4 protein-coding genes and 1 pseudogene are annotated in these 14,772 nt (G+C 64.5%); 2 read left to right on the top strand and 3 right to left on the bottom strand.

Annotated features, from left to right (window positions below; genetic code table 11):
* Window positions 1-61 precede the first annotated feature (61 nt).
* Complete coding sequence (locus tag ACMLHZ_RS03075) at window positions 62-9,748, bottom strand: leucine-rich repeat protein (protein WP_418666338.1); 9,687 nt, start codon at window positions 9,746-9,748, stop codon at window positions 62-64.
* A gap of 228 nt (window positions 9,749-9,976) precedes the next feature.
* Window positions 9,977-11,728: a hypothetical protein gene (locus ACMLHZ_RS03070; protein ID WP_418666337.1), complete on the bottom strand. Its 1,752-nt coding sequence runs from the start codon at window positions 11,726-11,728 to the stop codon at window positions 9,977-9,979.
* A gap of 87 nt (window positions 11,729-11,815) precedes the next feature.
* On the opposite strand from ACMLHZ_RS03070, the gene ACMLHZ_RS03065 reads away from it, so the two are divergent.
* On the top strand, window positions 11,816-13,666 hold the full coding sequence (locus ACMLHZ_RS03065; RefSeq protein WP_418666336.1) for a sensor histidine kinase: 1,851 nt from the start codon (window positions 11,816-11,818) through the stop codon (window positions 13,664-13,666).
* A 60-nt stretch (window positions 13,667-13,726) separates the two neighbouring features.
* Here the strand turns inward: ACMLHZ_RS03065 and ACMLHZ_RS03060 are convergent, their stop codons facing one another.
* Window positions 13,727-14,431 (bottom strand): LytR/AlgR family response regulator transcription factor, encoded by a 705-nt coding sequence (locus tag ACMLHZ_RS03060; RefSeq protein WP_418666335.1) that lies wholly within the window; start codon window positions 14,429-14,431, stop codon window positions 13,727-13,729.
* Between the two features lie 183 nt (window positions 14,432-14,614).
* Between ACMLHZ_RS03060 and ACMLHZ_RS03055 the strand changes: the two are divergent.
* Window positions 14,615-14,772: pseudogene (locus tag ACMLHZ_RS03055) on the top strand (L-serine ammonia-lyase, iron-sulfur-dependent, subunit beta); the annotation flags it as partial.

Here is a 14,772-nt window from a genome sequence, read left to right as displayed (position 1 = left end):
TTACAGGCGGCAGGGCCGGGAGGGGCTGCCATTCGGCTGCCCCTCCCGGCCCTGCTCTTTTTTATCCGCGTTTTTTCCGCACAAAGTACCACAGGCAGGCGCCGCCCGCCGCCAGTACCGCCACCAGCAGCAGCCACAGGAACACGCACACGCCCAGCGGGGCGGGGCACATGCCGCACAGGCCGCACCCCGTTTTGCGCAGCAGATATGCGATGGCATAGGTGCTGAACCGCCCGGTGTGGATGGTCACCGTGGCCGGGTCCTGGTCCTCATCGGGCAAAAGGTCGCTCGCGCCCCCGTGTGCCCGCAAAACGTAGAAATCGGCTTCCAGGCCCCGCAGCTCCTCCGGCAGATCCATCACGATCTGCACCTCGCCGTCCAGCGTGGGCACCGGCGACCAGTCGCCCTGGCCCACCCGCATGTACAGCGAGATATCCAGGTAAGCGCCCAGGGTCAGCGCCGGCAGGCTCTCGCCCGGCTGCCGCAGCTCCTGCTCGATCAGCGCCCGGTCGGCCCCGGGCGCCTGCCCTTCCAGCTGCTTCACATCCAGCCGCAGCTCAATGGTCTCGCCCGCGTCCACCTGCCGCTTCTGCTCGGGGCTCAGCGCCGCGTTGATCAGGCCCTGTGTATCGCCGATGGCCGCCATGCGCTTGCCCTCAAATTCGCTCACGGTCACGATCACCCGGCCCTGGCCCACCTCGGCCACAAGCTGGCTGTGGGTCTTCACCAGGGTCTGGCCGCCTGTTCCGGTGCCGTTTTGGCTCGCGCCGCTCTGGCTGTCGCCGTTTTCGCCCGCGCTGCCCGTGCCGCCGCTCTGGCCGCCAGCCGGTGCCAGCACGATCACCCCGCCCTCCAGCTTGCCGGGCACCGTGCCGTCGCTGCCGCCGCTCTGGCCGCCGGCTGTGCCGGGGGCTGCGCCGCCGCCCTGGTTTTCGGTGCCTTCGCTTTTGCCGCCGGCGCCGCCTTCGCCCTCGCTTTCACCCTCGCCCTGCGCAGCGGTCGGCCGGGGGGTGGGTTTTGCCCCGGGCCCCTTGGTGGCAGCCGGGGTGGGCGCGGGGGTCGGTGCGGCGGTGGGCGCGGGGACCTCGCCCTGGCCGCCGCCCGGGGTGGCGGTGGGTTGCGGGGCGTTGTCCTGCACGGTAAGGGCCGCCGCGGCCGAGCTCTTGCTCACGCCGCCTGCGCTCACCACGCAGTAGTAGTAGCTCACGCCCGCGCTGCCGGTGCCGGGCGCGTAGGCGGCCTCGGCCGCCCCGTCGATCGGGGTGCCGCCCTGGTTTGAATTTTGGGTATTCTTGTACCACTGGTAGGTAAGCCGGGTACCCGTTACCGCCGTTACCTGCACCGCAAAGCGGGCGGGCTCGTTCTTCGCCACCGTCACGGCCTGGGGCTGGCCTGCAATGCGAAAGCCCCCCTGCCCCGGTTTTACAACGTCGCCGCTCGTGCCGCCCTCCATGGGCACGGTCACATCCGGTTTTACCACCTCTCCGCCGCCATTCGGGAACTTCACCACCACGTCATACCTGCCGTCCGGCACGCCGGGAATGGTCCACCCGCCGTCCTGATCCGTAGTGGCCGGGCCATATTCCTTGCCGTCTTGGTCCTTCACGGTCACCTCGGCGCCCTGCACCGGCGCGCCGGCTTCGTCCGTCACGGTGCCGCCCGCCGTGCTGGTGTGCAGCACCGCCAGCGCGGCCTTGTTGCTGGGGGTATCCTGCGCGCCGGCGGCCGAAGCCACACACCACACCGTGTAGGTGTAGTTTGCGTTGGTTCCGGTGTTCTTGTTATCCAGCGTAACGCTGGCTCCGCTGCCCAGGTGCTGAGGGGCCGCCTCGGTGTACTCCTTGTCGCCGGGGGCGTGGCCCGCCAGGTACCAGTTGTAGCTCACCGGCTTGCCGTTCTCCGCGTGGGCCTGGGCGCTGAAGGTGTAGCTGCCGCCGCTGGGCACACTGCCGCCGGCCGGGTGTTTGTCAAAAATGATGTCCGCTTTTTGCGGCTGCTGTAGGTCGGTGCTGCCGCTCACGCTGCCGTCCGGGTTCACGGTCACGCTGCCCGTGGCGGTGCTCCCGTCCGGGAAGGTCACGGTCACCTCATACTCGCCCGCCGGTACGCCGGGGATGGTCCACTTGCCGTCCGCATCGGTGGTGGGCTTGCCGGCCTCGTTGCCGCTCTTGTCCGTCACGGTCACTTCGGCGCCCTGCACCGGCGCGCCGTCCCGGTCGGTCACGGTGCCGCTCAGGTCCACCGGTTGGCGCACGGTCAGGGTCGCTTCGTCCGACTTTACCGGCGCCGCGCCCTTCGCGCTTGCCTCGCACCACACCTTGTATTGTTTCTCGGCTTCGGTAATGGTTTTGCTCACCGTCACGCTGCCGCCGGTGCCCAGATCCTCCCGGTTCGCTCCGTCCATGTCCGCCAGGTACCACTGGCAGCTCACCGCCGCACCATTGCTGGCCTGTGCCTCGGCGCTGAAGGTGTGGCTCTCGCCGCTCAGCGCGTTTGCATTCTGGGGGTGGGCCGTAAACCGGATGGTGGGTGCCGGCATCTTCAGCGCGGTGTTACCCGTCACTGTTCCCTGTTCGTCCACCGCCACCGCGCCTGTGGCGCGGTCGGCGCTGCCCGCCACGCTGGCCGTGAGGGTATAGCTGCCCTGCGGCACATCCCCAATGCTCCACGCCCCGCTTTGGTCGGTGGCAGCCGTTTTGTATGTGCTTCCTTCTTTCGCCATTTCCACCGCGGCGCCCGCCAAAGGATTGCCCTCATGGTCGGTCACCGTGCCGGTGATGGTGGCCGCAGGCGGCTTTTGCAGCTCCCCTGTATCCACAGCTCCGCCGCCGCCTGTGCCGGGCACGGTCACATCGGGTTTTTCCGCCTTGCTGCCGTTCGGGAATACCACCGTCACGGTATACTCGCCGTCCGGCACACCGTCGATGCTCCACTTGCCGTCCTGGTCCGTCGTGGCCGGGCCGTATTCCTTGCCGCCTTGGTCCTTCACGGTCACCTCGGCGTCCTTCACCGGCGCACTGTCTTTGTCCTTCACAGTGCCGGTGATGGTGCTGGTGCGCAGCACCGTCAGGGTAACTTCGTCCGATTTGCAGTCCGCCAGGTGATCCGCTTTGGCCACACACCATAGGACGTAGGCGTCCTCAGCGGCGGTGCCCAGGCTGGTTTTGGTCACCGTGACGCTGCTCCCTGTGCCCTCCAATCTTTCATCGGCCCCGCCCGTGGCTTTGATGTGCCACTCGTAGCTCACCTCCACGCCGTTGCTTGCTGTGGCGGCCACGCTGAAGGTGTGGCTTTCACCGCTCAGTACCTGGGCGCCCACGGGCTGGGTTGTGAACGAAATGGTGGGCGCGGGCTGCTGAAGATCCAGGTCATTCAGCGCATTGCCCTCCCTGTCCGTCACCTTGCCTTCTTCGGTCACCTGGATTTCCAGTTCAAGTGTTTCGCCGCCCGGCAGCTTCACCCGGATGGTATAACTGCCCGCCGGCACGTCTTTAATGCTCCACTGTCCCTGTTCGTTTGTAATTGCCGGCCCGTAGGTTGTATGCGTGTTGCCATTTATCACGGTCACTTCGGCCCCCGGCACAGCCGCGCCGGTGTAGTCGGTCACTTTGCCGGAAAGTTCAATGGACACGGGCTTTACGATCCCGCCCAGGTCCGCGCCGCCCCCCTCGCCGGGGATCTTCACGCCGGGCTTCTCAACCTTGCTGCCGTTCGGGAACACCACCGTCACGGTGTACTCGCCGTCCGGCACGCCGGGAATGCTCCACCTGCCGTCCTCGCCGGTGGTGGCCGGGCCGTATTCCTTGCCGGCCCCGTCCGTCAGGGTCACGCTGGCCCCCGGCACAGCCGCGCCGCTCTGGTCTGTCACCGTGCCGCCCACCGTGCTGGTGCGCAGAACGGTCAGGGTAACCTTATCCGACTCTGCATCGCTCACGCCCGCCGCGCTGGCCACGCACCACACGGTGTACTCATCTTTCGGTGCGGAGCCATTGTTGGCTTTTGCAAGGGCAAGGCTGCTGCCAGCGCCGGGCTGTTGCGTCCCTCCACTCTCGCCCGGGCCCTGCACATACCACGTATATGTCACCGGCGCGCCGTTGCTGGCCAGGGCCAGCGCCGCAAAGGTGTGGCTTTCGCCGCTCAGCACCTGGGCGGCTTCCGGCTGCTGGCTAAAGCTCAGGCTCACAGCCGCGGCCCCGGTCACCTGCCAGCCGTACCACAGGTTGTCACTGGTGTCGCCGTCCTCCGCCGCCAGGTATGCCTCCACAGCCGTTTGCAGCGCATCCCCGGTCAGCGCCGCGCCGTCCGCGCCCACCGGCGTCACGGTGCGCCCCGGCTTGGGGGCGGTGGTGCTTTCGGTCACCGCTGGCGGGGTGGCCCCCAGGGTCAGCAGGCCCAATTGCTGGCAGCGCATAAATGCGTTTTTGCCAATTTGCGTCACACTGGGCAGCCACAGGGCTTGCAGCTTTTCACAATACTCGAATGCTCCCTCTCTCAGTGCCTCAGCCTTGGGCAGCGAAACGCTTTCCAGTTCTTCACATCCATAAAACGCCAATTTCCCCACTGTTTTCACCTGCGGGAATTCCGCCGTCTGCAATGCCTTGCACAAATAAAACGCGCTTTCACCCAGTTCCGTTGCGGTTTCCAGCCGTACTCTCGTAAGTTTTTTGCACTCCTGGAACACCTCGCTTCCCACCATCACAACGCTTGGCAGCGAGACCTCGGTTAGTTTTTGGCACCCTTTAAAAGCCGCGCTTTTCAGCGTTTGTGCCTTGGGCAGGCTGACGCGGGCCAGCCCCTTCTGGCTATAAACCCCGCCGTCGCATTTTTCAAACGCGTGCCCGCCCACCACAGTCACCTGAGGGAACGCCTCTGCCGGTATCTCACTCAAAGAAGAGCATTCCTCAAACGCATATTCCCCAATGCTTGTCGCATCCGGAAAACAGACCGATTCGATGTTGGTTCCAGGCATGGCGCATCTTGGCACGGCGGTCAGCCCGTGCACCTCCACCCGGCGGATCGAGTAGGGGAAGAATGGGTAGCGGGTATGCACATCGTCTCCCTTTCCCTCCAGCATGGCCGCCGGCGCCACGCCTTGCTGCACCACAAGGCTCTCCAGGTTTTGCAGATAGGTCCCGGAGTTATTGCTTTGATCGATCAGGTCCCAGTCGTCCACGGTAAAGCGCCCGGCGCTCACCACCAGCTCTTTTACTGCCTGGTAGTTTTGGCCGGTTGTCCCCTTTTCGGTAATACCAGCCAGTTCAAGGGCTTTTTTCAGGCTGTTGGCGCTTACGGGCCGGCCGCCGTTCACCGCCGCGGTCAACCGGTTACCGGCGGGCCCGCCCTCGCCCTCCACCTCGCTGGGCAGCATCCAGCAATACCACAGGCTGTCGGTGGTGTTGCCGTCTTCCACTGCCCGGTACGCGGCTTGGGCGTCAAGGCGTGCTTGCCCTTTTAGGGGTGTGCCGTCTTCGCCCACCGGGGTCAGCCAACAGGTGCCGGGAAGCGTATCTCCCACACCAGCGCACCCCTCAAAAGCCCCCTCCCCCACGGTGGGCGGGGTGGCGGGCAGCTCCAGCTCCACCCAACGCGCAAGCTTATCCTTGTCGGTGGCGTAACTGCCATAATAGTCCCCGCAGTTCTTGAAAGCTCCCCCGCCGATGCTCTCCAGTTTGGGCAGCTGCACCGTGGTTAAAAGGCGGCAGCTCTCCAGCGCGCCCTCGCCCAGGGTCTTCAGCTTGGGAAGGTTCAGCGTTTTCAGGCCGCTATTTCCTTTCAGCGCCCCCTTCCCCAGGGTTTCCACCTGCTCCATCTTCACCGTTTCAAGCATATAGCAGGCCGCGAACGCCTCATCGCCCACCTTGATCGCCTTGGGAAAGCTGATGGTTTTAAGTTTATTGCAGCTCTTGAATGCCAGCGCGCCGATTTCTGTCACCTGGGGGAAACTTGCGCGTTCCAGCTGCTTGCAGTCGTAAAACGCCCGCTCGCCAATGGTCGCTGCCGCCGGGAAGCCGATTGCGCTCAGCTTCATGGGGTCGTTCCTGCTTGCGAAAGCCCGCGCGCCGATCGTCACGGCGTTTTCCATGCTCACCGTTGCAAGGTTTATGCACTCCCCAAACGCATCGTCCCCCACCGCGGTCGCCCGGTTCATCTCGATGGCCGTGACGTTCCAGCACCCATAAAACGCCTTTGCCCCCACCCGGGTGGCGTTGGGCATGTTTACCGTTTCAAGGTTTTTGTTGTTTGCAAACGCGCCGTCCCCAATGGCAATGGCCTGGGGCACGGTGACGCTTTTCAATTTGGAGTCGTATCCCTGGGGGAAAATGCTCACCGGCTCTGTGCCGTCCGCTTCGCTGCCGGGGATATCCTCCACCAACACCCCCTCTTTTATTTCAAATGTCTTAGTGGTTGTAAGGTTTTTGCAATACAGCCAGTCCTCTTTCAAAAACTGGCCCTCGGTCACCACCAAAGTCGAAGGTTGGTAGCCCAGCGCTGTTATCGCCGCTTCCAGGTTTTTGCCTTTGTATTCTTTTAGGGCACCCGTCGAAGTCTTAATCGTAATGCTCCGCTCCAGCTGCGGCAACGCCCACTTTACCTCGATCTCCTGCGTTTTGCCGCCATAGCGCAGCACCAGCGTGCCGGCAATGCTGCCCGCCGCTTCCAGCGTGGCGGGGGTGATGGCCGGGCTGCCCGCTTTCCAGCTCACGGTCACCTTGCCCTGTTCGCCGTCCCCGTCCGCCGCGGCCTGCATATCCTCCAAAATTTTTTCGGCGGTGCTGCCCTGGGCGGGCTTATAGCCGCTCACAGCCTTTTCCACCCGGGCCTTTGCGTCCTCCAATGTGGTATCGACCGCTTCCCCCCCGTTCAGCCAGCCCCACCAGCGCGTTTTGTCCGTGTTGCAGGCGGCTGCGTCGTTTTGGTAATTGGCAATGGCCCTTGCCAGCGCATCGCCCGCAAGCTCATTCCCGCTTTCATCCACAAAGGTAAGCTTGCGCGTTTCCGGCCCGCTGCCAAACGCGCTATGCCCTCCCGCCACCGTGGGCGGGGCAGCGGGCAGCGCAAGGCTGGCGATATTGCTTTTAAGGGCTTCTGCGCCGATTGTCGTCACCTTGGGCAGCGCAAGCGCGGCAAGGTTCGAGCAGCCCGAAAAAGCCCCTTCGCCAATTTCGGCGGCATTGGCAAAATTGGCGCTGGTCAGGCTGGCGCATTTATTCAGGGCATAATCGGCCACCCGGCTTACCTGCGGCACGCTCACGCTCTCAATCGTGCTTGGAAACAGCGCGCCCTGTGCGCTTGTTCGGTCCGGCATGGGGGCCACCTCGGTCACCGCCGGGCGGATGGAAAAGCTGGCCAGATTTGTGGAATGGCTAAGCTCATTCACCTTTGTTTCCCATTCCGCCAGGAAGTTCCAGTCGCCGGCGGTAAATTTGCCGCCCATCACCTCCACGGTCTGGATGTTCCACCACCCGCTGCTGTATGTAATCGCCTTTTCCAAACTCGCGTCGCCCACGGGCGTTTTGCCGTTCAGCAAAAGGGTGATGGCGGTCTGCCGGGCAATATAATTCTGTACCGTTACAGTCCCTGTCCCCTGGTAGTTTTCCATCGAAAGGATAAGTGTCCCTTGTATCTCGCCATAATCTGAAGCGGTGGGCGGTGTCACCGTGGGGTCTTTTTGCCACGCAACAATGATCCGGCTGTCGCCAATGGCCGTATTCACCAGTTTCAGCACCTCATCGGCGCCGGAACCATTGGGCAGGATCAGGTTTTCTTTCAATGCCGCCCGGGCTTTTTCTGCGGCCTCCGCCAGCAGGTCTGCCACCGTCACGGTGCAGCCAGCGCTGAGGGCGGCGTTTTTTGTGCTGGCGGCGGTGATCACCGCCGTGCCCTCTGCAATCGCGGTCACCTTGCCATTTGCATCCACCGCTGCAACGCTGGTATTGCTGCTGCTCCACGTCACGCCCTGGGGCGCGTTCGCCGGGCTCACCGTGGCGGTCAATTGTTGTGTGCCGCTCACCGCCAGCGAAAGGGTGGCCGGGCTCACCGAAACGCTCTGCGGCTCCGCCTCCGCCGGGGGCTGGTCGCCGCCGCCCACCTTGTTCAGCGCAATCGAAAGGGTGCGCTCTTCGTTCACCTCCAATTTTTGCTGGTGATAGTTCTCATTTTCCAGCGTACAAGAGCCCACCGACACCGCCAGCGCATGGGTTTTGCTGTAAATGTTGTCAATGGAACGCTCATTTCCTCCTATGTAGCTGTTGTCCCAGCCGTTTCCATAGCTGTCCACCGTGGTTTTCTTGTTGTTCAGCCAAAGGGCGTTGTTCCCCTCAAAGCTGAGGTGATAGTATTTTTGCTCCTCAAAATTTGCGCTGATACCGCTTTTTGCAATGATCGCCTTGTGCTGGGGTTCCGTGGCTTCGTCCTGCCGCAGCGGTGTGTTCAGGGTCAGCTCGGCCATGCTTCCGGCCACGATGCCATTCCCCACCACCACAAGGTTAAAATCCGGAATGGCCGTGTTGCCGCAGTTGCGGGCGGTCAGGGTCACCTGCGCCCCGTCCGTCACATCCACCTCGGCTTTCACCGCGCAGCTCCAGGTTTTTCCTCCGCTTGCCCCATTGATATAGGTTTCCTGCCCATTCCACCGCAGCGCCACGGGCTGGCCGCTCAAATAAACGCCATACGCCGCCCCGCCGGCCAGGGTATCCTGCCAGCTGTTGTTCTCATCCTTGTATTGCAGGGTGAACCCGGGGGTGTCGCCGTTCGTCACCGGCGCGATCCTGGCGGTGGAAGCTTCGCCGCTGATAGGCTGAGTCCCGCCCTCCTGCTTTTTCACGATCCTGCCGGTGTAGTTTCCATCGCTGACCTGAGGCTTCAACGCGCTGGGCGGGATCGCCGCCGCCTGCGCGTCGCTGGCCACATACACCGTGGTGCCCGCAAACGCGCCCGCGCCCGTGTTTGCCAGCGCCTCGGGATTAAGGTTGCTCACATCCACGCCGTTTGTGGCGTTGCAAAAGGCCAGCCCGCCAATGGTCTCGATGGTTCCGGGCAGGGTAAAACGGCTGCCCGTCCAGCTTTTAAAAGCGCTGGGCGAAACGGCTGTCACCGTGAAAACGCAGTAGGTCCCGGCTCCTGGGTCCACCTCTGAGTTGTTTGTAACCTCCCCCGAAACATAGGTCCGCTGCACCTTTTCGGGGATCGTATAGCTTATATCGCCCGAGCCTGCCGTTCCCGACACCGTCACCGTCCCGGTGACCCAGCTCGTGGTGGCGGAATCCTTATTGCTTTCATCATAAGCGGTCAGCGTGAACTCCCTATAACTCACGCCGTCCAACGTGGACACATTGCCTGTTGTTGTCCCCGTCATTTTGGGGATTCCAGCGATCGGCCCGCCAATGCCGCCCCCCTTGGCCGCGCCGGCCCGTGCCTGGGCCCGCGCGCTTTGCAGGGTGGCCGGCTGCTTGGTTTTATCCTCCTGTTTGTCGGCCTTCGCCTGGCTTTCGCCGGTCTCACCAGACGGCGAGAGCGCACTGCCCGCCGAATTGCCGGCCGCGCTGTTTGCCGCGCCATTGTTTTCGCTGCTCGCCGCGTTATTGCTCGCCGCGCTGCTTGCCGCCTCGCTCGGAGCGGGCAGCTCCGCCGCGCCCACGGGCAGCGCGGCCGCCGTCATGCACAAACAAAGCCCCAGAGCAAGCAGCCTGCGGCCCAATTTTTCGGGTATTTTAAATTTCCCTTCTGTTTTCCGGGCGGTCCTTCGCATAGTGTTTCCTCCACCTTCTGCCAAACTTGTCCCAAGCCGTGCGGGCATGTGATATTGCACTCATTTTATCGAATTTTTTCTTACATTATAGAAATTTTGCACCAACGCTTCATATATCGTACGAATGCAGCGCTGCCCGGTTGACGAGCGCGGCCTTTCCGTGCTACCGTATAGAAAACGAAAAGCGCCCCGCCCACACACAAGGGGGCCGGGGCGCACAAGGGCGCACTACTTTTTTCTGCGGGAAACGCCAAACCACACGCCCCCGCCGCACAGCATCAAAAAGCCGGTGGCGGCCGCGGCGATCAGCGGCCCTTGGCCCCCCGCAGGCGGGGGGCCTGCCGCAGGCCCTGCGGCTGCTGGTTCGGCGCTTGCCGCCGCCTGGGGCCGCGCGGCGCTCTCTTCCCCGCCTTGGGGCGGCGTGGGCTCCGGCTGCGGCGGTGCCCCTGTGGGCTCCGCCCTTTCGCCCACCGGCCCGTTTTTACCGGCGTCCGCGCCCGGGCGGGGCGGGGCCGCGCTGGGCGCGGGGGTGGGCTCGGCTTTGCCGGGCCGGTCGTGCTCACCCTGGCCGCCGCCGCCCCGGTCGCCGCCTCCGTCCGGCTGTTCCGTGGGCGCGGGGGCCAGCACGCCGTGTTCCACCGTGTTGCTCTGTCCTGCAAATGGCCCTCCCTCCACCACCAAGCGGGTGTAAAAGGCCGTTTCCGGAATGAACACGGTAAACTCGCTGCCCGGGTCCCCCTCCTCCGGGGCGCCCCAATCCGCACCCCAGTCAAAACAAAAATCTTCCAGCAGGTTTTCGCTGTAAACGGGCTCCTCCGCGTTCCAGGTCGTGTTCACCCGCGCCCGCCGCCAGGTTTGGCCGTCGGCGCTGTACTCGGCGTACACTGCCGTTGCGCCCGCCGCGGCCACCGGCGGCAGCCCCTGATAGGTGGCAAGGCGGCCGCCGTCCCGGGGGTTCGATTCCACCCGCAGCCCCTGCGGCGCGCCGGCGGCCCACACGGTCAGCGCAAACTCCGCCGTCACGCCCGCCGGGTTTTCCACCGGGCGCCCCTCCTGTGCAAGCCCCCCGCACACCGGCGCGCCCGCCAGCGCGTATTTTCCCGGTGCCAGCGGGTCCGCCAGGGCTGCGGTATCCCATACCAGGGGCACGTTTTCGATGTAGCCCTCCTGCCCGTCTTCACTTTCATAAAAAACCACGCCGCGCTCGGGCATGGCCAGCTCCCCGCGGGCCATGCCGGCAACAGCCCAGCCCTTGCGCTCGCGTTCCGTCCCCCGCCCCGCCACGGCGCCCGTCACCGCATAGGGGGCCTGTTCCGCCTCGGGCGGCGCGCTCTCCTGCCAGGGCACCAGCACCGTGCCTGTGTCCGCCGTAAGGGTGCAAAGGCCGCTGTCGTTCAGCCCAAACTGCACCGCCGCCGCGTTTTCACCCCGCGCCTCAATGCGGCAGTTCCGCAACTCCACACTGTCGGCCGCATAGATTGCCGCCGCCCCACCCGTCACGGTCATCTCCAGATCGTTCAGCCGCACCGGCTCGCCCTGTGCCGGCCCGCTCAAAATGCCGGCGCGCACACCGCCCTGCATGGCCGCGCCGCCGTAGCTCACCTCCATGCGCACCCGCCGCGCGCCGCCCCCGGTAACCAGATGTTCCCCTGTGCTGAACAGGCCGATCGCCGGGCAGTCCTCCGCTTCCACGGCGCACTCGATCAGGCGCAGATACCCGCCGCTCACAATAAAAGCCCCTCCGTTTTCGTTTTGCGCCGCAAAAACGGTCAGGCCCGGGTTGTTCACCGTCAGGCGGGCGTCCGCAAGCACCTCAATGCTGAAACGCCCCGGCGTTTCCACTGTCACGGGCACTTCGGTGGGGCCCAGTTCATAGCTGCCTCCCCGCAGGGTCAGGCTCCCGGTCAGGGTCACGGTGTGGCTGGCCGCGTCTGCTTTTCCCGCCGCCTGATACAGGGCGTAAAAATCTTCCCAGGCCATGGCCTGGGGCCGCCCGACCCAGGCCGCGCCCGCGCTTAAAAATGCCCCGCTCAAAAAAACAAGGCAGCAAAAAAGGAGGGTGACCCTGTGGAACAAGCGCATAAGCGATCCTTTCTCCCGGTAATTTTATCCCTGGCCGCGCTGGCGCTTTTTTCGCTGCTGCTGGCCGGTCTGTACCGGTTCGACAATAAATATACCGCCGGCCCGCCCTACGGCGGGGCCGGGGTGTTTTCCTTTTCCGAGGCCGATCTCGCCCGCCCGCTCTTTTTGATCGACGGCTGGCTTTTAAACGGGCAGGAGGTTTTTATCGGCCAGTATTCCAATTTTTCCTACCTGCCGGGCGGCGCTTCGCCCTTTGGGGCGGCCGGCTACCGCCTCACCCTGCGCTACAGCGGCGCGCCCACCACCCTGCTGCTGCAATTGCCCGAAATTTTCACCAACTACACCCTCTGGATCAACGGCGAAAAGGCGGCCGTGCGGGGCGGCGGCAGGCTGGTCGCCGTTCCCGTGGGGGGCGACACCGCGCTTTTCCTCGAAACCGAAAACCACACCCACTATTACAGCGGCCTCACCTACCCGCCGGCCCTGGGCACGGCGGCGGTCATGGACCGCCTGCTTTTTGTGCGCACCCTGTTTTACAGTTTTTTGTGCGTCGGCTCCCTCACCTTGGCGGTCTTTTCGCTGGTGCTGTGGGCCGCGCGGGGGCAGGCGCCCCTCTTTTGTCAATTCGGGGTGCTCTGCCTCGCCTTCGCGGTCTCCTGCGCCCACCCCTTTGTGTGGCAGCTGGGCGGCTCCAGCCCTTTGTGGTATGCCCTCGAGGACGGCGCCCGCCTGCTCGTGTGCGCCCAGGCCGCCGCGCTGGCCGCCGCTGCCGCGGGGCTGAGCGGCAGCCCCTGGTACCGGCGCTGCCTGCGCCCTGCGCTTCTGGCCGGCTGCGGCCTGTGCGTCCTGTCTGTCGTGTTCATTATACCGGGGGGCGGTGCCTTCGTCAACGTATACGGCGCCCTGATCGACGGGTATAAAATGGTCATCTGGGCCTTCCTGGCCCTCTGCGCCGGGGTGGGTCTTGCCCGGGGCGGGGGCTGGCAAAACTTTTTCACCCTCACCGCCTGCGGCGTGCTGGGGGTCAGCCTGCTGGCCGGCCTGCTGGACTCAAACCGCTTCGAGCCCATTTACACCGGCTGGCAAAGCGAATACGCCGGCCTTGCCCTGGTGCTGCTGTTCGGCGGCCTGATGGTGCGGCGCAATGCGCAGCTGCTGCGCCAGAGCGCCGAGCTTCGTGCCCTGAAACTGCAAGACCGCTTTGCCGCCGAGAGCGCGGCCCAGATGCGCGCTTCCATCCAGCAGGTGCGAAGCTTAAAGCATGAGCTGCGCCACCACGTGGAAACCCTGCAGGCGCTTTACGCCGCAGGCGATTCCCTGCGCCTGGGGGAATACCTTGCCGGCCTCGGCCGGCAAAAAGACGCGCTGCCTCCCCTTTATTATTCTGAAAACTTTCTGGTGAACGCTCTGCTGGCCGCCCGGCTTGGCCCTGCGCAGGAAAAGGGCGTCCGCATCCAGTGCACGGCCTCGGTGCCCGCCGCCCTTTCCATTGCCGATGCGGACCTCTGTACCCTGCTGGCCAACGCGCTGGACAACGCGGTCGAGGCCTGTGCCCGCCTGCCCTCGGGGGCTGACCGTTTTATCCGCCTCAGCCTCACGGTGCGGGGCGAGCTTTTGATCCTGTCCTGCGCCAACTCCGCGCCGCCCCGCGCGCCGGGCGCGCCCTTGCTCACCTCCAAACCCGACGCCGTCAGCCATGGGCTGGGCATTCCCGCCATGCAGCGCGTGGTGCGGGCCTACGGCGGCGCGCTCGATCTTGTCCAGCAGGGCGGGGCGTTCACCCTGCGCGCCGTGCTGCACCTCCCCCCGCCTGGCCCGCCCCCAACAGGCGCTTGAACCATCAAAAAAGCCGCGGTGAACTGCAAAACGCAACTCACCGCGGCTTTTTCAGGCCCTTCACTGCAAAAATTCCAGCCAGCGCCGCAGGGCCTCGGGGTAAGCGCGCATGGCAATGGGCGCCTGGGCCGCGCCCTGAAGCTCAAAATAATATTTGTGTATCTCGGTCACACAGGCAAGGTTCACCACAAAGCTGCGGTGGCAGCGGTAAAAAAGCTCCGCCGGCAGCAGGTCCAGCACCGCGTTCAGCGCGCCCTGGCAGGTCACCGCCTTGTTTTTGCAGTGTACCACCACCTCCCGGCGAAAGATCTCGATATACACGATCTCCGCCAGCGGCAGGGCCACCTTTCCGCCCTCCTGGCCATCCAGCACAAGGCAGGGCTGTTTTTGGCGGCGTTTTAAGCAGCGCGTGAGCACCGGCCCCAAATTTTTGCGTGTGATGGGCTTGAGCAGGTAGCTCACCGGGTAGCTCTCGTACCCCGCAAGGGCATATTCCGGGCTGCAGGTGATAAAAACCAGGTCCGTCTCGTCTCCGTCGGCCCGCAGGGCGTTCGCCAGCGCAATGCCGTCCTGTCCGTCCATGATGATATCCAGCAGGATCAAATCCCACGCCGCGCCCTGAAAGCGGGCCTCCGCCAGGTCCGCCGCCGCCGCAAAGGTCTGTATTTCACAGGCCAGACCCTGCTCCCGCAGCAGCGTGCCGGCCAATTCCGAAATTTTTTCCAGGTCCTGCGCCTCATCGTCGCAGATCGCGATCCGGTACACGGCCCGCCCCCCTCTTCTGCCGCTTTGTTTCTCTCTTGCTTTCTCGTGCGCCGTGCGCATATTATAGCAAAAAAGCAAAAAAAAGAAAAGCGGCCGGCTGTATCCTGCTGTATCCGCCCGCTCTTTTTGTTATAATAGCAATAGGCTGCCCGGCAGGGCGGCCGCAAAGAAAGGATCAATCCCATGAACGCATTTGATATCATCGGTCCGGTCATGATCGGTCCGTCGTCGAGCCACACGGCTGGGGCGGTGCGGATGGGGCTGGCGGCGCGGGCGCTGCTGGGCGCAGAGCCGGTGCGGGCCGAGATCGGGCTGCACGGCAGCTTTGCCCGCACCTACAG

The sequence above is a fragment of the Allofournierella sp. genome (assembly GCF_048388525.1).
Lineage (GTDB): Bacteria > Bacillota > Clostridia > Oscillospirales > Ruminococcaceae > BQOK01.
Note: the sequence above shows the minus strand (reverse complement) of the source record. Positions and strands in the feature narration are given on the sequence as shown.

Excerpts from the sequence above, each read along its gene's own strand:
- ACMLHZ_RS03075 (WP_418666338.1), bottom strand. The coding sequence starts at position 9,748 with ATGCGAAGGACCGCCCGGAAAACAGAAGGGAAATTTAAAATACCCGAA.
- ACMLHZ_RS03070 (WP_418666337.1), bottom strand. The coding sequence starts at position 11,728 with ATGGCCTGGGAAGATTTTTACGCCCTGTATCAGGCGGCGGGAAAAGCA.